The organism is Pseudomonas sp. S150 (assembly GCF_004526365.1).
GTDB lineage: Bacteria > Pseudomonadota > Gammaproteobacteria > Pseudomonadales > Pseudomonadaceae > Aquipseudomonas > Aquipseudomonas putida_A.
The window spans coordinates 5,303,903-5,322,128 of record NZ_CP038207.1; the positions used below are offsets into that span (position 1 = coordinate 5,303,903).

Consider the following 18,226-nt stretch of genomic DNA (forward strand, 5'->3'; position numbering starts at 1 on the left):
GTCGGTCGGAGCCACCAGTAGGATAGGCCACCGTTACGGGCCACATCAAAGGCCCAATTTGCATAGCCCGGCGCACCTTTGCGCAGGTGAATTAGGAATTCCATATGGACCGCGTGCGAAATTTACTGGAACAGATCCAGAGTCGCCTTGAAGAGCTGAACAAGGCCGAACGCAAAGTCGCCGAGGTGATCCTGCTCAACCCGCAGCAGGCCACCCGCTTCAGCATCGCCGCCCTCGCCCAGGCCGCATCGGTGAGCGAGCCGACGGTCAACCGCTTCTGCCGTTCGTTCGGTGTCAGCGGCTACCCTGAACTCAAGCTGCAACTGGCGCAAAGCCTGGCCAGTGGCGCGGCGTATGTCAGCCGCGCGGTGGAGGCCGATGACAATCCCGAGGCGTACACGCAGAAGATTTTCGGCAGCGCCATCGCTTCGCTGGACAGTGCTTGTCAGGCGCTCGACCCGAACCTGATCAGCCGCGCCGTCGACCTGTTGATTCAGGCCCGGCAGATCCACTTCTTCGGCCTCGGTGCGTCAGCGCCTGTGGCTTTGGATGCGCAGCACAAATTCTTCCGTTTCAACCTCGCCGTCACCGCCCATGCCGATGTGCTGATGCAGCGAATGATTGCTTCGGTGGCGCACACCGGTGAGCTGTTCGTGATCATTTCCTACACCGGCCGCACCCGCGAACTGGTGGAAGTGGCGCGCATCGCCCGGGAGAACGGCGCTTCGGTGCTGGGTCTGACCGCCGAGAATTCACCGCTGGCCAAAGCCAGTACCCTGAGCCTGAACATTCCGCTGCCGGAAGACACCGACATCTATATGCCGATGACTTCGCGGATCATTCAGTTGACGGTGCTGGATGTGCTGGCGACCGGCATGACGCTGCGCCGCGGGGTGGATTTCCAGCCGCATCTGCGCAAGATCAAAGAGAGCTTGAATGCCAGCCGGTATCCGGTGGGTGATGAGTTCAACTGAGTCATTGAAAGCTTAAAAGCCAACCCTCACCCCAGCCCTCTCCCCGAGGGAGAGGGAGCTGACCGAGGTGTCTTGCGCTATACATCGACCTGAAATATCCAGTCGATTATGGATTCAGCACCGCTCTTTCATTTCGGCGTAATTCTTCAGCATCCCCCGATCGGTCCCCTCTCCCTCCGGGAGAGGGCTAGGGTGAGGGTAGCGGTGAACTTGACGCACTCAAGCCGCCGCCCACGCCTGCAAACTCAAATGCGCCTTCTCCCCCGGCGCCAGATGCAGGCTGTCGGTACCGCCCGCCGCCGCTTCGACACAGACAAACTCCGTCACTTCATCCCAGCTCACGCCCAGCAACGGGCGCGAGCCCGGATGCCAGACCACCGTGTCGCCGCTGTCGCCGGTATCGATGCACAACTCGCGCTGCCAGGCGTGATCCTTGAGCTGTAATTCGCCGTCGTGCTGGAACACCCGCTGACAGCCGCCATCGACGCGCAACTCGCCTTCCTGCTGACACGACCGGCGGCTCAGTTGGTCATAACCCTGCGCACCTTCGAGCCCAGACAGCGCTATCTCACCGACATCACCAATACGCCAGTAAGCGTGCAAAGCCTGGCTCAATTGGCACGGCATGTCGTCCTGATGCTCGGTGCTCAGGCGTAATTCCATGCGCTCACCGAGGTGCGCGTGCAGGTCGACCTGCCAGTCGCACAACTGCAATTGCCAGTGCAGTCGCACGCCATCCTCGGCGCTGCTGCTGTCGAGCAACTTCCAGTCGAGCAGTCGTGCCCAGCCATGAGATGGCCAGGCATTTTCGCTCGGATGGCGGCCATACCACGGCCAGCACACCGGCACGCCACCGCGAATGGCGCCAACGTGGGGCCACTTCGCCGCACACCACAACCACGGTTTCTGCCCGCGCGGCTGAAAGTGCAGCAACTGCGCGCCCTGCCGACTGAACACCGCCTGACACAGCGGATGGTCGATCACCAGCACATCGCGCATCTGATAGCGCTCCCAGGCAAACACCGGTCGTTCGCGCAGGGATTTGAAGAAGCGTTGCAGCGGATGCTCATGCATTGGCCACGGTCCTGAAAATCATGGGGGTACTCAATTACCTTTGTGCCCAGTGAGAGTGAACACTGTGGCGAGGGGATTTATCCCCGATGGGTTGCGAAGCAAACCCAAACCTGCAACCGTTTTCCCACTGACATATCGTATGCAATGGGTTCAGGGCCGCTTCGCGCCCCATCGGGGATAAATCCCCTCGCCACAGGTGTAACATCGGACGTCTATCGCAAAAAAAAGCGGACAGCCTTGGCTGTCCGCAAATATGCGCACATAGAGAGGAGCTTATCGCAACAGCGTTAGAACGTAGACTGAATTTTCAGGCCAGCGACTAAAGCGTTGTCCACTTCATCCACACCACCCGGGTGAGTGATGTATTGCAGGTTAGGGCGTACGGTCAGCCAGTTGGTGACGTGGAAGCCGTAGTTGATCTCGTAGTTGTATTCGGTTTCACGAATTGGCGAGAACACCGGGTTGTCGTAGTCCGAAACACCGTTGGACGCATTCAGGAACTCGGCGTTTTTCTTCACGTCATCGTTGACATGAATACGCGCCGCGCCGATACCCACGTCATCTTTAGGACGCGCGTCGAACGGGCCCTTGTAGACAAACATCACCGATTGGTAGTTGTCGATGAAGTTGGTGTCCTTGTCGTGGAAGGTCGCGTTGGCGGCGATGTTCAGACCGCGCGAAGCATCACCGTTGTGGCTGGTGAGTTGCTGCTGCGCGACGAACCAGTAGCCGTGTTTGCTGCTGTGGGTCTTGTACGCGTCGCCAGTGGTTGCAGCGTCGAAGCCGTTGACGTCTTCACGGACGTCATTGGCGTCAGCCGTGCTCTTGTAGTAACCGACGCGGTATTCGCCCGGCAGGCTGTTGACCTTCGGCGACCAGACCAGTTCGACTGGCAGAACAGTCCCTTTGGTGCCGCTGCCGCTGAGTTTGAAGCCGTTGCCGTGTTCCAGTTGCGACGGGTTCTGGTTGTAAGCACCGATCTGCGCGTAGAGCTCGTCGTTGATGTTGTACTTCACGCGAATCGCGGCCTGGCTGACCGGCCAGTTGTACCAGATGTTGGTCGCCCAGTTACCCACTTGCGAACCGCAGAACGCCAGGTTCTGGAAGTCGCACGGGAAGGTGTTGAAGTCTTCGCCTTCACCGAAGTAACCGGCCTTGACGTCCAGCTTGTTGTCGAAGAACTGGTGCTGAATCCACAACTGGGTCAGACGTACCATGTGGCCACGACCGTAGACTTCCTGCGAAGACGACAGAGTGCCAGCACGCGGATCGCCAACGCGGTCGTTGGAGATGTTTTGCCCGTTACGGTTGGTCAACTGGATCTTGGCCTGAGTGTTGTCCCAGCCCCAGAGTTTTTGCAGGTCCAGCGCCACGCCCAGACCGAACTGATCGCTGTAGCGACCGGTCTTGTCGTCGTTGTAGCCGCCATGCAGGTTGGCGCCCATTTCCCCAACGTAGTCAGCCTTGATGTCGATACCTTGCTCGATCAGCTTGGTCCGCTCGCCACCCCAGTCACCGGTCATCCATTTCGAGTCGGAGCTGAAGGCATCCGCCGCCATGGCGTTACCGGCCAGCACCAATGCCGCCGCAGCTGACACTTGGCAGATCAACCGGGCATTGACGTGTTTCTTTTTCATCCCTACATCCTCGTCTTTATTGTTATTAACTGTTTTTTTCCAACGCGGTTTACATAAATTGCGATGCTCGACAGGCCGAACACCACTTTTCCCCTGTGGGAGCGGGCTTGCTCGCGAAGGCGTCATGTCAGTCGCCATGTGTGCTGCCTGACACTCCGTTTTCGCGAGCAAGCCCGCTCCCACATTTTTGATCTTCAGCGCCCCTTGAACTGGGCGACGTTGGCGCCGTGCGCTTCGGTCTTCGGTTGCCCCGCAGTCCCCAGACGCTCGCCAGTCTTGGCATCGAACAACAACACTTTCGACGGATCGAATTGCAGGGTCAGGGTCTCGCCCACCTGCGGTGCCACGTCCGGCGCCAGGCGGCAGCAGACTTTGGTTTCATTCAGGTTGACGAACACCAGGGTGTCCGGACCGGTCGGCTCGGTGACCTGCACTTCCGCCTTGATGCTCGGCAGACCATTGCCCTCGCCGTTCGCCAGAACGATCTGTTCCGGGCGCAGGCCGAGGATCACTTCGCGATCTTCCAGCCCTGCATCCTGCATGCTCATCGGCAACTCGCAACGCGCCTGGCCGCTGTCAAGCAGTGCCAGCAGACGACCGTCCTTGCGTTGCAGGCGCAGCGGAATGAAGTTCATCGGCGGCGAACCGATGAAGCTTGCGACAAACAGGTTGGCCGGGTCGTTGTAGATCTCTTTCGGCGTGCCGAACTGCTGAATGATCCCGTCCTTCATCACCGCCACTTTGTCGCCCAGGGTCATCGCTTCGATCTGGTCGTGGGTCACGTAGACCGTGGTGGTTTTCAGGCGCTGGTGCATCAGTTTCATTTCGGTACGCATCTCGACGCGCAGCTTGGCGTCGAGGTTCGACAGCGGTTCGTCGAACAGATAGATCTTCGGCCTACGCGCCAACGCACGGCCCATCGCCACGCGCTGTTGCTGACCACCGGAGAGCTGGCCCGGCTTGCGGTTGAGCAAGTGTTCGATCTGCAGCAGCTTGGCCACGCGCGCGACTTCTTCGTCGATCGCCGACTGGCTCATCTTGCGAATTTTCAGACCGAACTCGATGTTCTCGCGCACGCTCATGGTCGGGTACAGCGCGTAGGACTGGAACACCATGGCGATGTCGCGATCCTTCGGGCTCATGCCGCTGACGTCCTGATCGCCGATCATGATCGCGCCACCGGTGATGGTCTCGAGGCCGGCGATGCAGTTCATCAGGGTCGATTTGCCGCAGCCCGACGGGCCGACCAAGATCAGGAACTCACCGTCCTTGATCGACAGTTCGATGTTCTTCAGGGTGTCCGGCAGGCCGGCACCGTAGGTCTTGTTGACGTTGCGAAGTTCGAGCGTTGCCATGATTACCCCTTGACTGCGCCGGCCGTCAGCCCGCGCACGAAATACTTGCCTGCGACCACATAGACCAGCAGGGTCGGCAGGCCGGCGATCATCGCCGCTGCCATATCAACGTTGTATTCCTTGGCGCCGGTGCTGGTGTTGACCAGGTTGTTCAACGCCACCGTGATCGGTTGCGAATCACCGCTGGAGAACACCACACCGAACAGGAAGTCGTTCCAGATCTGGGTGAACTGCCAGATCAGGCAAACCATGATGATCGGGGTCGACATCGGCAGAATGATCTGCCGGAAGATCGTGAAGAAACCCGCGCCATCCAGCCGTGCAGCCTTGATCAGCGCATCGGGAATGCTCACGTAGTAGTTACGGAAAAAACAGCGTGGTAAACGCCAGACCATAGACCACGTGCACGAATACCAGGCCGGTGGTGGTGCTCGCCAGGCCCATCTTGCCAAGGGTGAACGAGGCTGGCAGCAGCACGGTCTGGAACGGCAGGAAGCAGCCGAACAGCAGCAGACCGAAGAACAGCTGCGAACCGCGGAAGCGCCAGAACGACAGCACGTAGCCGTTCAACGCGCCGATGGCAGTGGAGATGACCACGGCCGGCACGGTGATCTTGATCGAGTTCCAGAAGTAACCGTCAACCGTGGCCCAGGCCTTGACCCAGCCGATGCCGCTGACCACGGTCGGCCAACTGAGCAGGTTGCCGGTGCTGATGTCTTCCGGGGTCTTGAAACTGGTCAGCAGCATCACCACCAGCGGAATCAGGTACAGCAGGACCGCGAGGATCAGCACCGCGTAGATCGCGACGCGACTCAGGCTGAAAGCGGGTTTGGCAGCGAGACTAGTCATTACGCTTGGTCCTCAGCTCGGAGTACAGGTAAGGCACGATGATCGCGAGAATCGCACCGAGCATCAGAATCGCACTGGCCGAGCCCATGCCCATCTGGCCGCGACTGAAGGTGAAGGAGTACATGAACATCGCCGGCAGGTCGGAGGAATAACCCGGGCCACCCGCCGTCATCGCCGCGACCAGGTCGAAGCTCTTGATCGCGATGTGCGCCAGAATCATCACCGCACTGAAGAACACCGGACGCAGGCTTGGCAGCACGACTTTCCAGTAGATGGTCGGCATGCTCGCGCCATCGATCTGCGCGGCACGGATGATCGACTGATCGACCCCACGCAGGCCGGCAAGGAACATTGCCATGATGAAGCCCGAGGCTTGCCACACGGCGGCGATCACCAGGCAGTACACCACGCGATCCGGGTCGATCAGCCAGTCCAGACGGAAGCCTTCCCAACCCCAGTCACGCAACAATTTGTCCAGGCCCATGCCCGGGTTGAGCAGCCATTTCCACGCGGTACCGGTGACGATCATCGAGAGCGCCATCGGATACAGGTAAATGGTGCGGATAAAGCCTTCGCGACGGATGCGCTGGTCGAGGAACACCGCCAGCAGCACCCCGATCACCAGCGTAATGCCGATGAACATGCCACCGAACACCGCGAGGTTCTTGCTCGCCACCCACCAGCGATCGTTGTCGAACAGCCGCGCGTATTGCGCCAGGCCGGCCCACTTGTAGTTGGGCAGGAACGTCGAGGTGGTGAACGACAGCACGAACGTCCACAGGATGTAGCCATAGAAGCCCACCAGCACGATGAACATGCTCGGCGCCAGCACCAGTTTCGGTAGCCAGCGCTGCAGTGCATCGAACGGCGAGGCCTTGCTGAACACAGCAACAGAACTCATGGGGAAATCCAGAATAATTATGTACGAGGGCATTCCCCTTGTAGGAGTGAGCCTGCTCGCGATTGCGGTGTGTCAGTTGATGAATCCTTTACCTGACAGATCACTATCGCGAGCAGGCTCACTCCTACAGGGGCCAAGGATTACTTGGCCGACTGAACCGCCGCACCCAGTTTCTTGGCCGCATCGGCCGGGTCGGCTTTCGGGTCGTTGATGTAGTTGGTCACGACATCAAAGAACGCGCCCTGCACCGCCAGCGTGGTCGCCATGTTGTGCGCCATGCTCGGCTGCAGGCCACCGGACTTAGCGTCTGCCAGGAAGTCCTTGGCAGCGGTCTGCGCGCAAGAGTCGAAACCGAGTTTGTCCATGTTGTTCAACATGTCGTTACGTACCGGGATCGAGCCTTTGTTGATGCTGAAGACTTTCTGGAAGTTTTCACCCAGCACGACTTTGGCGATGTCCTGCTGACCGGCCGCAGTGCCTTTGTCTTTCTGCTTGAACACCGCGAGGGAGTCGATGTTGTAGGTGAATGCCTTGTCGGTGCCAGGGAACGCTACGCACTCGTAGTCCTTGCCGGCGACTTTCTTGGCGGCGGTCCATTCGGACTTGGCCCAGTCACCCATGATCTGCATGCCGGCCTTGCCGTTGATGACCTTGGCCGCTTCCAGGTTCCAGTCCTGGCCTTTGCCGTCCTGATCCATGTAGGTCGCGACTTTCTTCAGCTCGGTCAGCGCCTTGACCATTTCCGGACCGGTCAGCGCTTTGTTGTCCAGATCGACCAGGGCTTTCTTGTAACCATCAACGCCCATGACCGAGAGCACCACGGCTTCGAACACAGTGCTGTCCTGCCAAGGCTGACCGCCGTGGGCGAGCGGGATGAAGCCCGCAGCCTTGAGCTTGTCGCCGGCGGCGTAGAATTCTTCGAGGGTGGTCGGGTTCTTGGTGATCCCGGCTTTCTTGAACACTTCCGGGTTGATCCACAGCCAGTTCACCCGGTGAATGTTCACCGGTACGGCCACGTAATCACCGTCGTACTTCACGGTATCGGAGACTTTCTTGTCGAGCAGGCTGTCCCACTTCTCTTCTTTGGCCACGTCCTTCAGGACGTCGGTGTCGAGCAGACCGGTGGAAGCCCACTCCTGGATGTCCGGGCCCTTGATCTGGGCGACACCCGGCGGGTTACCGGCAACGGCGCGGCTTTTCAGCACGGTCATGGCCGTGGCACCGCCACCGCCGGCGACAGCGCCGTCTTTCCAGGTGAAACCGTCTTTTTCAACTTGCGCCTTGAGCACATCGACAGCGGCTTTTTCGCCACCGGACGTCCACCAGTGCACGACTTCGACCGAACCTTTGGATTCGGCAGCGGAAACACTGAGAGGCAGAATTGCGAGCGGGAACAGGGAGGCGACAGAAATGACAGTAGCGAGGCGAGAAATCGCATTCATCTGAGATGTACCTTTCTTGTTGTTATGCATGCAAGTCTGGTGCTTGCGCTGCACAGGAGTTTAAACAGGGCGATTCCCTTCGCAGGTAACGAAGGGACGCGCAAATGTCACCACATGGTTACACAGGAACAGGCCGGGATATTTGCGCCAGAGCTGTCGCCATACTCGGTGACAAGGGTAGACGAGGGATCAATACCGCCTGCCAGGCATGATACAGATCGGGTTTGCCCGGCCAGATATCGGCGCTCGGACGGTTTTGCGGATCGAGTTCGTGATGCCAGCTGCCGTCGCAGCGATCGATGAAATGGCCTTCACAGAATTCCCAGAACAGCCGGTACCAGGTTTCGTATTGCGCATCACCGGTGCGTTTGAGCAAGGCGCTGGCCGCCGCGCTGGCTTCGGCATGGGTCCAATGCAAGCGATGACGCACCACGGCTTTGTTGTCCCAGTCGAGGGTATAAACGATCCCCGGCGCGCCATCGACGTCCCAGCCGTTTCGGCAATTCTGCTCGAAGAGTTTTTGCGCGTCGGTCGCCAGCCAGCCGGGCGTGAGCATCCCGGCCTGGACCCGCGCCGCTTCCAGATGCAACAGCAGCCGCGCCCACTCGAAACCGTGACCCGGCGTGGTGCCGTAAGGTCGGAAGCCATCGGCGGGATTGTCGTGGTTGTACTCGCGCAGCGGTTGCCAGTCGCGGTCGAAATGCTCAATGACCATGTAGCCGTTGGCGGCGGCGTGACCGTGGATCACCCGCTCGACGATGCGCTGCGCACGTACCAGCCAGCGCGGATCTTCAGTGACATCGGCCAGCGCGAGGAACGCTTCGGTGGCGTGCATGTTGCTGTTGGCGCCGCGATAGGCCTCTTCTTCGCGCCAGTCGCGATTGAAGAATTCGCGCATGGCGCCCTCTTCTTCGCTCCAGAAATAGGTGTCGATGATGTCGATCGCGTCATCCAGCAGCGCCTGGGCGCCGGGACGCTGCGCGACCACCGCCGAGCTGGCCGCGAGCGCGACAAAGGCATGCAGATAGGCGTTCTTGCCGGTGTTGCCATCGCGGTGTTCAGCGACCGCAAACCAGCCGCCGTGCAGCGCATCCCGCAACGGGCCGCGCAGGGCCGCGATGCCGTGATCGACCAGTTCGGCAAACCCCCGGCAGCCCCTGAATATGGGCCATGGCGAAACTATGGGTCATGCGCGCGGTGTTCATGGTTTCGGCTTGCGCATGCGCCGGCAGATGGCCGCGTTCGTCGAGGTTGCCGAAACCTTCGGGCAGTTTTGCCGCTCTGGCGAATGCCAGCAGGCGCAGACCTTCGTCGGCGAGCCATTGCTGGTGGGCAGGGGCATTCAGCCAACTGCTGAAGCCGGGTTGGAAGAGATCCATGGGGGGCCTTTTTTGTTGTTATGACTGCGGGGAGTCTAAACAACGGGTCGGGGTGGGCTTGTAACGAAGGGGGCGGGGTTTGTCACCAGGCTGTGACAAAGAGCAACCCCTCACCCCAGCCCTCTCCCAGAGGTAGAGGGGGCCGACCGAGGGGTATTGAAGAGTTACGCCGACCTGAAAGTTTTTCAGCGAATCCATAATCGACACGGTGTTTCAGGTCGATGTATGACGCAAGACAACTCGGTCAGTCCCCTCTCCCTCCGGGAGAGGGCTAGGGTGAGGGGCTCTTTTGATCTAATCCGCCGAACGCGGCAACTGCAGGGTCACGCGCAACCCGCCCTCACGCAAATTCTGCAACGTCACCTCACCGCCATGGCTGTGAGCAATGTTGCGCGCAATGCCCAAACCGAGACCATAACCCTGCTGCTGCCCGGCCAAGCGAAAGTGCGGCTCGAACACCTGCTCCAGCCGCTGCTCCGGCACCCCTGGGCCTTCGTCGTCGACGTGCAGGACAAACGCGCGCTCATCGTCATCGATGTGCAGATGTGCGTTTTGTCCGTACTTCAATGCGTTGTCGATCAGGTTGCCGATGCAGCGCTTCAACGCCAGAGGTTTGCCTGGATACGCCGCCAGCGCCTTGCCCTGCTGGGTCACGCGGCCATTGCCGTTGGGCGCCAGGTACGGTTCCACCAGGCAGTCGAGCACATGATTGAGATCCACCGGCTCGATGTTCTCGTGGATGTCGGTGTCTTTCACGCACTGCAGCGCGCCTTTGACCAACAACTCCAGTTCATCCAGATCGCGACCGAACTTGGCCTGCAACTTCTCGTCTTCGAGCAGTTCGACTCGCAAGCGCAGGCGGGTAATCGGCGTGCGCAGGTCATGGGAAATCGCGCTGAACAACTGGCTGCGTTCGGTCAGGTAACGGCTGATGCGTTCGCGCATGGTGTTGAACGCACGGCCCACTTCCACCACTTCGCTGCCGCCGCCCTCGGCCACCGGCTCGACATCGGCACCCAGCGACAGATCCCGCGCCGCCCGCGCCAGACGCTTGAGCGGCCGGCTCTGCCAGTGCACCAGCAGGCCGATGAACAGCAGCAAAAAGCCGCTGGTGAGGACGATGAACCACACCTGCTGTGCCGGCAGGCCTTGCTCTTCGAGACTGGTGTAGGGTTCGGGCAGCAACGAGGCGATGTACAGCCATTCGCCCGGCGCCATTTGAATCTGCGTGACCAGCACCGGCGGATTCACCGGTTCCAGCGTCAGTGCGTAATGCGCCCACGAGCGCGGCAGCTCATCGAGTTTCAGCCCGGCATTGAAGATCCGCAGATCCTCGGGGCTGACGAAGGTTACCGAGATATCGGTATCGTGGCCCAGCGACTGGCGCAACACTTCGTCCACCGCTTGAATCACCGCAGCCTTGCGCGGGGTGATCGGCAGCACGTCCATACCCAGCGGCTTGTCGTTGAGCGTCACCACAAAACGGGTGCCGCCCATGCTGCGCAACTGGTCGAGTACCAGCGGCCGGTACGCCACCGGCAACGAGCGGAAATAGCTGACGCTGGCGGTCATCGAATGGGCCAGGCTGCGGGCGCTGGTGACCAGGCCTTCGAGCTGGGTGGCGCGCAGTTGCGAGACCCAGATCACGCTCGACAACGTCTGCGCAAACAACACCGCCAACAAGGTCAGCAGCAGCATCCGCCCAAGCAGCGAACGCGGCACCGGCACCTTGCTGGCGAGCCGGCGCAGCGACTCAGTGAGCATTGCCGGCAACCACATTGGCTGCCAGTTGGTAGCCGCTGCCGCGCACGGTGCGGATCAGTCGTGGCGGTTTTTCTGTATCGCGCAGACGTTGGCGCAAGCGGCTGACGGCCATGTCGACAATCCGGTCGAGCGGCATCAGGTCACGGCCACGGGTGGCGTTGCCGATGGTGTCGCGGTCGAGAATTTCCTGCGGATGATCGAGAAACAACTTCAGCAGCGCAAAGTCGGCACCGGAGAGAATCACCTCTTCGCCGTCGGTGTGGAACAGTCGATGACTGACCATGTCCAGCCGCCACTCGTCGAAGGCCAGTACGTCGCTACCGCTGCGTTCCTGACCGAACTGCGCGCGACGCAGCAGCGCCTTGATTCGGGCTTGCAGTTCGCGGGGGCTGAAAGGTTTGCCGAGGTAGTCGTCAGCGCCGAGCTCCAGCCCGATTACCCGGTCGGCTTCGTCGGAACTGGCGGTGAGCATGATGATCGGCACCTGCGCCTGGCGCGGATGCTGGCGCACCCACCGGCACAGGCTGAAACCGTCTTCATCGGGCAGCATCACATCGAGGATCACCAGATCGCTCGGCGCCTCGTTGAGTGCCTGGCGGAAACTGGCGCCATCGGCGGTGGCCCGCACCTGAAACCCGGCGCGGGTCAGGTAGGTTTCCAGCAACTCGCGTATTTCCTGGTCGTCATCGACCAACAATATCGACTTGTTGACTGAGCTCACTTCGAAGGCATCCTTGTTGTTGGAATTGGGGCGGATTATGCCTTAAGCATCGAACTTGCAAACACCACAGAACCACTGTGGGAACAAACCTGTGGTGAGGGGATTTATCCCCGATGGGTTGCGCAGCGACCCTGGAAAAGCAGGGCCTGCTTCGCAGGCCATCGGGGATAAATCCCCTCGCCACAAAGGCTCACTCCTACAGTTTGATCGCATTTCAGGCCGGTATTGCTTGTTCGAGTGCCACACCAGCGCCGACAAGCCCGGAATACGGCGCCGTCACCAGCCACACCGGAATGCCCTTGAAGTAATCGCTCATGCAGCCCTTGTCGGCAAAGCTGCGGGCGAAGCCGCTTTCGACGAAGAAATCGGCAAAGCGCGGAATCACCCCGCCAACAATGAACACGCCGCCACGACCACCGGTGGTCAGCACGTTGTTGCCGGCCACGCGGCCGAGCCAGCAGCAGAACTGCTCCAGTACTTCCAGCGCGATCGGATCGCCAGCCAGACCGGCTGCGGTAATCGCTTCCGGCTTATCAAGCTTTGGTTCATGTCCGTCCACTGCGCAAATCGCGCGGTAGACTCGCGGCAAACCACCTCCGCTCAGCGCAGTTTCCGCACTGACGTGGCCAATCTCGTTGTGGATGTGCTGCCAGAGCTGGGTTTCACGCGGGCTGCTCAGCGGCAGATCAACGTGACCGCCCTCCCCCGGCAAGGCGGCAAACCGCCCTTCGCCGAGATCGAGCAAGGTGCCGACGCCCAGGCCAGTGCCCGGGCCGATCACCACCGCCGGGCGCAACGGCTCCGGCGTGCCTTCGCAGACCACGCGGAATTCGCCAGGCTGCAAGCGGGTCATGCCCAGCGCCATCGCCGAGAAGTCGTTGATCAGCAGCAGTTGCTCGACCTGCAAGGTCTGGCAGAACGCCGTGCGGCTCAGGCGCCAGTGGTTGTTGGTGAATTTGAATTCATCACCACTCACCGGCCCCGCCACCGACAGGCACACCGAACCGATCGAACCCGGCGCCAGACCGAGGCCGCTCAGGTACAGGCTGATCGCCTGTTCCGGGCTGGCGTGGTCGGCTGTCGCCAGCACCTGAACCGATTCCAGTTGCTGGTTTTTCCACAACGCGAACCGCGCGTTGGTGCCACCGATATCACCGACCAAAGCCAGTTTCAATTAAGCGTCTCCAGGGCAGAAGTGAAGGCGCTGGCGCCCTGCTCCGCCGAGCTGAAGGCCAAACGCATGAAGCCAAACAGTTCGCGACCGCTGCCGATGTTGTTGCCCAACAGACCTTTGGCAGGTTCACGCGCTGCAAATTCGGCGGCGTCGACCTTGAGTTCCAAAGTGCCTTTGACGCCATCGACGCGGATGATATCGCCCTCTTGCACCCGCGCCAAAGCACCACCGACATAAGCTTCGGGGCTGACGTGAATCGCCGCCGGGATTTTCCCCGACGCGCCGGACATGCGCCCGTCGGTGACCAGCGCGACTTTGAAGCCACGATCCTGCAGCACGCCGAGGAACGGCGTCATCTTGTGCAGCTCGGGCATGCCATTGGAGCGCGGGCCCTGGAAGCGCATCACCGCGACAAAATCCTTCTCCAGCAAACCGGCCTTGAACGCATCGGCCAGATCCTGCTGATCCTGGAACACCATGGCCGGTGCTTCGACGATCTGGTTTTCCAGCGCCACGGCGGAGACTTTCATCACCCCGCGACCAAGGTTGCCTTCCATCACCCGCAGACCGCCCTCCGGTGAGAATGCACGGGCGACCGGGCGCAGGATGTTTTCGTCGAGGCTTTCGATCGGGCCTTCGCGCCACACCAGCTCACCGTTATCGAGGAACGGCTCTTTGGTGTAACGGCTCAAGCCATGGCCGAGCACGGTGTTGACGTCTTCGTGGAGCAGGCCGGCTTCGAGCAGTTCGCGGATCAGGAACGACATACCGCCAGCGGCCTGGAAGTGGTTGATGTCGGCTTTACCGTTCGGGTAGACGTGGCTCAGGGTCGGCACGACTTCGGAGAGGTCGGCCATGTCCTGCCAGGTCAATTGAATGCCCGCAGCCATGGCGATCGCCGGCATGTGCAGGGTGTGGTTGGTCGAGCCGCCGGTGGCGTGCAGCGCGACGATCGAGTTGACCAGCGCCTTCTCGTCGACGATTTCGCCGATCGGCATGAAGTTGCCGTTCTGCTTGGTAAGGCGTGTGACCTGATGCGCGGCTTCGCGGGTCAGGGCATCACGCAGCGGAGTGTTCGGGTTGACGAAAGACGCGCCCGGCAAGTGCAGGCCCATGACTTCCATCAACAACTGGTTGGTGTTGGCGGTGCCATAGAAGGTGCAGGTGCCCGGGCTGTGGTAGGACTTCATCTCCGACTCCAGCAGCTCTTCGCGGGTCGCCTTGCCTTCGGCGTATTTCTGCCGAACGTCGGCTTTTTCCTTGTTGGAAATTCCCGAAACCATCGGCCCGCCCGGGACGAAGATCGTCGGCAGATGGCCGAAGCGCAGCGAGCCCATCATCAGGCCTGGAACGATCTTGTCGCAGATGCCGAGCATCAGCGCGCCGTCGAACATGTTGTGCGACAGCGCCACCGCCGTGGACATCGCGATCACTTCGCGGCTCGGCAGGCTCAGCTCCATGCCCGGCTCGCCCTGGGTCACGCCGTCGCACATTGCCGGCGTACCGCCGGCGAACTGGCCGACCGAGCCGATTTCGCGCAAGGCGTTTTTGATCTGCTGGGGAAAGACTTCGTACGGCTGGTGCGCCGAGAGCATGTCGTTATACGAAGAAACAATGGCGATGTTCGCCGAGTTCATCATCCGCAAGCTGTGCTTGTCTTCGCTGCCGCACCCGGCCACGCCATGGGCGAAGTTGGCGCATTGCAGCTTGCCGCGCATCGGCCCGTCGGTAGCGGCACCGCGAATCAGTGCAAGGTAAGCCTGACGCGTGGCGCGGCTGCGGGCGATAAGCCGTTCGGTGACCTCAAGAACGCGGGGATGCATGTGTAGAACTCCAGGCTAACGGATGTGGCGACCTGATTGTCTATGCTGATCAAACGCCGTTGTTGTTGGAATGACAGACGGCTTTTTTGACCATTCGGACCAGTTGATTCAGGTCACTCGTTGTAGATAAAACAAAATATTGCCACTAAAAAGGCTTGTTTTCTATTTTTATGCGAATAATCTTGTAATTCCAACAACAAAACGACGGCGGCGCTGTTCAATGACTCTTCGAATCGCAATCAATGGTTTTGGCCGCATCGGCCGTAATGTCCTGCGCGCACTGTATACCCAAGGCTATCGACAGGATTTGCAGATCGTCGCCATCAACGATCTGGGCGACAGCGCCATCAATGCCCATCTGCTCAAATACGACACCGTTCACGGCACATTCGACGCCGAAGTGGCCCATGACAATGAGAGCCTGACGGTCAATGGCGACCGCATTGCGGTCAGCGCCATTCGCAACCCGGCCGAGCTGCCATGGGCGGCGGAAAAGATTGATGTGGTGTTCGAATGCACCGGTCTGTTCACCGACCGCGCCAAAGCGGCTGCGCATCTTACTGCCGGCGCGCGCAAAGTCATCATCTCGGCCCCGGCCAAAGGCGCCGACGCTACGGTGGTTTATGGTGTGAACCACGACATTCTGCGCCAGTCGCACCAGATCATCTCCAACGCTTCGTGCACCACCAACTGCCTGGCGCCAGTGGCGCAGGTGCTGCACCGCGAGCTGGGGATCGAAAGCGGCCTGATGACCACGATTCATGCCTACACCAACGACCAGAACCTGACCGACGTTTACCACACCGACCCGTACCGCGCGCGTTCGGCCACGCAGAACATGATCCCGAGCAAGACCGGCGCCGCTGAAGCGGTAGGCCTGGTGCTGCCGGAACTGGCGGGCAAACTGACCGGCATGGCGGTGCGCGTGCCGGTGATCAATGTGTCGCTGGTGGACCTGACCGTGCAGTTGAAGAAGGAAGCCACGGCCGACGAGGTCAACGCGCTGATGAAAGCCGCCAGCCAGCATTCGAAAATTTTGGGTTACAACACGTTGCCGCTGGTTTCCAGCGACTTCAACCACAACCCGCTGTCGTCGATCTTCGACGCCAATCACACCAAAGCCAGCGGCAAACTGCTGAAGGTGCTGGCCTGGTACGACAACGAATGGGGCTTTTCCAACCGCATGCTGGATAACTGCCTGGCGCTCTGCAACGCGGAATAATCCCCTCCTCCCATGTGGGAGCGGGCTTGCTCGCGAAGGCGTCGTGTCAGGCAATTGATGTATCGACTGACTCACCGCATTCGCGAGCAAGCCCGCTCCCACAGGTTTTTGATTTCAGTCTGAAATCAACACTTGACCACTCGAGTGGATGATAAGCATTATCATTCGCTCGAAATGGATCAGGTTTCCCCGTGAGTCAATCGCGCTTCAATCATGTCTTTCTCTCTCAGCGCACGTCCCTGCTGCGCACGATCGAGCGCATGGTCAACAACCACAGCACCGCCGAAGACCTGTTGCAGGAAACCTACCTGCGCGTGACGCGGGCGTTGAGCGAGCGCGCCATCGATCACCTTGAACCCTTCGTGTTCCAGACCGCGCGCAATCTGGCGCTGGATCACCTGCGTGCGCGCAAGATCCATTCGCGCACCATGGTCGATGACGTGCCACAGGACGTGGTGCACAGCGTCGCCGCCCCCGCCAGCAGCGCCGAAGACGCCGCCCACGCCGAACAATTGCTGGAGCGCCTGAACGTGAGCCTCAGTCAACTCAGCCCCCGCCAGCAGCAGATTTTCATCCTCAGCCGCCTGCACGGGCACAGCTACCAGGAAATCGCCGACGAGTTGAATGTGTCCCTCAGCACCGTGCAGAAGGAACTCAAGCTGATCATGTCGATCTGCATCGGTGTCGCCGAGCGCTTGAATGGCGACTGAGGCCAAAGGCGTTTGCTGTCATCCACAGGATCGACTGCACTGATCATTGGGCTTTGTTACCCTTGGCCGACTTTTACGCTTCACTTAAAAAACAGCCGTGCACAGACACTGCCGAGGAAACACCGTGACGGACACCCACCGCTCGCCTTCGCCCGCAACGGCGCAGGACGCCGCCCGTGCAATGGACCAGGCTCTGGACTGGCTCATCGTGCTCGGCAGTGCGGACGAAGAGCAGACCCGGCAATTTCACGCATGGCTGGCGGCCGATCCGTTGAATGCCGAGGCGTTCGCCAAGGCTCAGGCGATCTGGGACGGGCCGCAAGTCGCCCTATGCGCGCAAAGCCTCGCGGCCAAACCGGCGAAAGTCACCGTCCTCAAGCGGTTGCGTCCGCACTGGAAACCGTTGGCCACCGCTGCGGTGCTGATTCTGGGCCTGTTCAGTTTCAGCAATCTGCCGATGCGCCTGCAGGCCGATCACCTGACCGTGGTCGGCGAGCGTCAGCGCCTGCAACTGGAGGATGGCTCCAAAGTGTTGCTCAACACCAACTCGGCATTCTCCAGCACCATCAATGACCGGCAGCGCGTGGCGCGGCTGTATCAGGGCGAAGCGTTTTTCGAAGTGGCTGCCAACCGTGGCCAGCCGCTGCAAATCGATGCCGGCCCGGTGCAGGCCAGCGTGCGCGACACCGCGTTCGCCGTGCGCTATCTGGACGGCGTCGCGCAGGTCAATGTGCAACGCGGTGATGTCGATCTGCGCGCCACGCACAACGACGCACGAGTGCGTTTGAGCGCCGGCGAAAGCATTCGCATCGGCCCCAACGGTTTCGATCGTCCGGCCAAGCTCGATGCCGCCACCGATCTGGCCTGGGTTCAGGGCCGACTGGTGTTCGAGAACTGCCCGTTGAATCAGGTACTGGCCGAATTGCGCCGCTACTACCCGGGCTGGATCATCAACACCAACGAGCAGTTGGCCGACGTCAACGTCACCGGCAACTACCGCCTCGACCAGCCGCTGGACGTGGTGCGTTCCCTCGCCCACATCACCTCGGCGCGCCTGCAGGAATTCCCCGCGCTGGTGATCCTGAACTAAATGAGAATTATTTTTACTCGATAGCCAAAGCCCGTTCGTCTCGTTATAGCCAATGCAATTGATTCGCATCTTCGGAGACGGATCAGCACCTATAAAGATTCGTGCGACACG

The 18,226-nt window shown here is 60.5% G+C and carries 13 protein-coding genes and 2 pseudogenes; 4 read left to right on the forward strand and 11 right to left on the reverse strand.

From position 1 onward, the window contains the following. The first annotated feature begins 113 nt into the window (after window positions 1-113). Window positions 114-974 (forward strand): MurR/RpiR family transcriptional regulator, encoded by an 861-nt coding sequence (locus E3Z29_RS24605; protein ID WP_169842436.1) that lies wholly within the window; start codon window positions 114-116, stop codon window positions 972-974. A gap of 219 nt (window positions 975-1,193) precedes the next feature. Here the strand turns inward: E3Z29_RS24605 and E3Z29_RS24610 are convergent, their stop codons facing one another. The 11 genes and pseudogenes from E3Z29_RS24610 to edd all read right to left on the reverse strand — a co-directional run bounded on the left by E3Z29_RS24610 (window position 1,194) and on the right by edd (window position 15,093). After that, entirely contained in the window at window positions 1,194-2,048 is an 855-nt protein-coding gene (locus E3Z29_RS24610) for a D-hexose-6-phosphate mutarotase (protein ID WP_003227443.1), read from the reverse strand. A gap of 287 nt (window positions 2,049-2,335) precedes the next feature. Then, entirely contained in the window at window positions 2,336-3,685 is a 1,350-nt protein-coding gene (locus tag E3Z29_RS24615) for a carbohydrate porin (protein WP_027612565.1), read from the reverse strand. 194 nt (window positions 3,686-3,879) lie between these two features. Then, complete coding sequence (locus E3Z29_RS24620) at window positions 3,880-5,040, reverse strand: ABC transporter ATP-binding protein (RefSeq protein WP_097085915.1); 1,161 nt, start codon at window positions 5,038-5,040, stop codon at window positions 3,880-3,882. A gap of 2 nt (window positions 5,041-5,042) precedes the next feature. Beyond that, window positions 5,043-5,889, reverse strand: a pseudogene (locus tag E3Z29_RS24625) (carbohydrate ABC transporter permease). Continuing rightward, window positions 5,882-6,790 (reverse strand): carbohydrate ABC transporter permease, encoded by a 909-nt coding sequence (locus tag E3Z29_RS24630; RefSeq protein ID WP_007917874.1) that lies wholly within the window; start codon window positions 6,788-6,790, stop codon window positions 5,882-5,884. The pseudogene E3Z29_RS24625 and the gene E3Z29_RS24630 overlap by 8 nt, the downstream one beginning before the upstream one ends. 140 nt (window positions 6,791-6,930) lie before the next feature. Further along, window positions 6,931-8,232, reverse strand: a complete 1,302-nt coding sequence (locus tag E3Z29_RS24635) for an ABC transporter substrate-binding protein (protein WP_027612563.1) — start codon at window positions 8,230-8,232, stop codon at window positions 6,931-6,933. A gap of 118 nt (window positions 8,233-8,350) precedes the next feature. Next, window positions 8,351-9,611, reverse strand: a pseudogene (locus tag E3Z29_RS24640) (AGE family epimerase/isomerase). 294 nt (window positions 9,612-9,905) lie between these two features. Next, window positions 9,906-11,375, reverse strand: coding sequence for an ATP-binding protein (locus tag E3Z29_RS24645; protein ID WP_134787168.1), 1,470 nt, complete (start codon window positions 11,373-11,375; stop codon window positions 9,906-9,908). Next, the gene (locus tag E3Z29_RS24650) at window positions 11,365-12,096 is read right to left on the reverse strand and encodes a response regulator (protein ID WP_007917879.1); all 732 of its coding nucleotides are present in this window, start codon (window positions 12,094-12,096) and stop codon (window positions 11,365-11,367) included. Before E3Z29_RS24650 ends, E3Z29_RS24645 begins: the two co-directional genes overlap by 11 nt. 214 nt (window positions 12,097-12,310) lie before the next feature. After that, complete coding sequence (locus E3Z29_RS24655) at window positions 12,311-13,270, reverse strand: glucokinase (protein ID WP_134787169.1); 960 nt, start codon at window positions 13,268-13,270, stop codon at window positions 12,311-12,313. Then, window positions 13,267-15,093, reverse strand: coding sequence for a phosphogluconate dehydratase (gene edd, locus E3Z29_RS24660; protein WP_003227464.1), 1,827 nt, complete (start codon window positions 15,091-15,093; stop codon window positions 13,267-13,269). Before edd ends, E3Z29_RS24655 begins: the two co-directional genes overlap by 4 nt. A 220-nt stretch (window positions 15,094-15,313) precedes the next feature. On the opposite strand from edd, the gene gap reads away from it, so the two are divergent. The 3 genes from gap to E3Z29_RS24675 all read left to right on the forward strand — a co-directional run bounded on the left by gap (window position 15,314) and on the right by E3Z29_RS24675 (window position 18,115). Beyond that, complete coding sequence (gene gap, locus E3Z29_RS24665) at window positions 15,314-16,315, forward strand: type I glyceraldehyde-3-phosphate dehydrogenase (RefSeq protein ID WP_095137054.1); 1,002 nt, start codon at window positions 15,314-15,316, stop codon at window positions 16,313-16,315. Window positions 16,316-16,506: 191 nt separating this feature from the next. Continuing rightward, a complete protein-coding gene (locus tag E3Z29_RS24670) occupies window positions 16,507-17,025 on the forward strand; it encodes an RNA polymerase sigma factor (RefSeq protein ID WP_027612557.1) in 519 nt (172 codons plus the stop codon). 124 nt (window positions 17,026-17,149) lie between these two features. Then, a complete protein-coding gene (locus E3Z29_RS24675; protein ID WP_134787170.1) occupies window positions 17,150-18,115 on the forward strand; it encodes a FecR domain-containing protein in 966 nt (321 codons plus the stop codon). The last annotated feature ends 111 nt before the right edge of the window (window positions 18,116-18,226 follow it).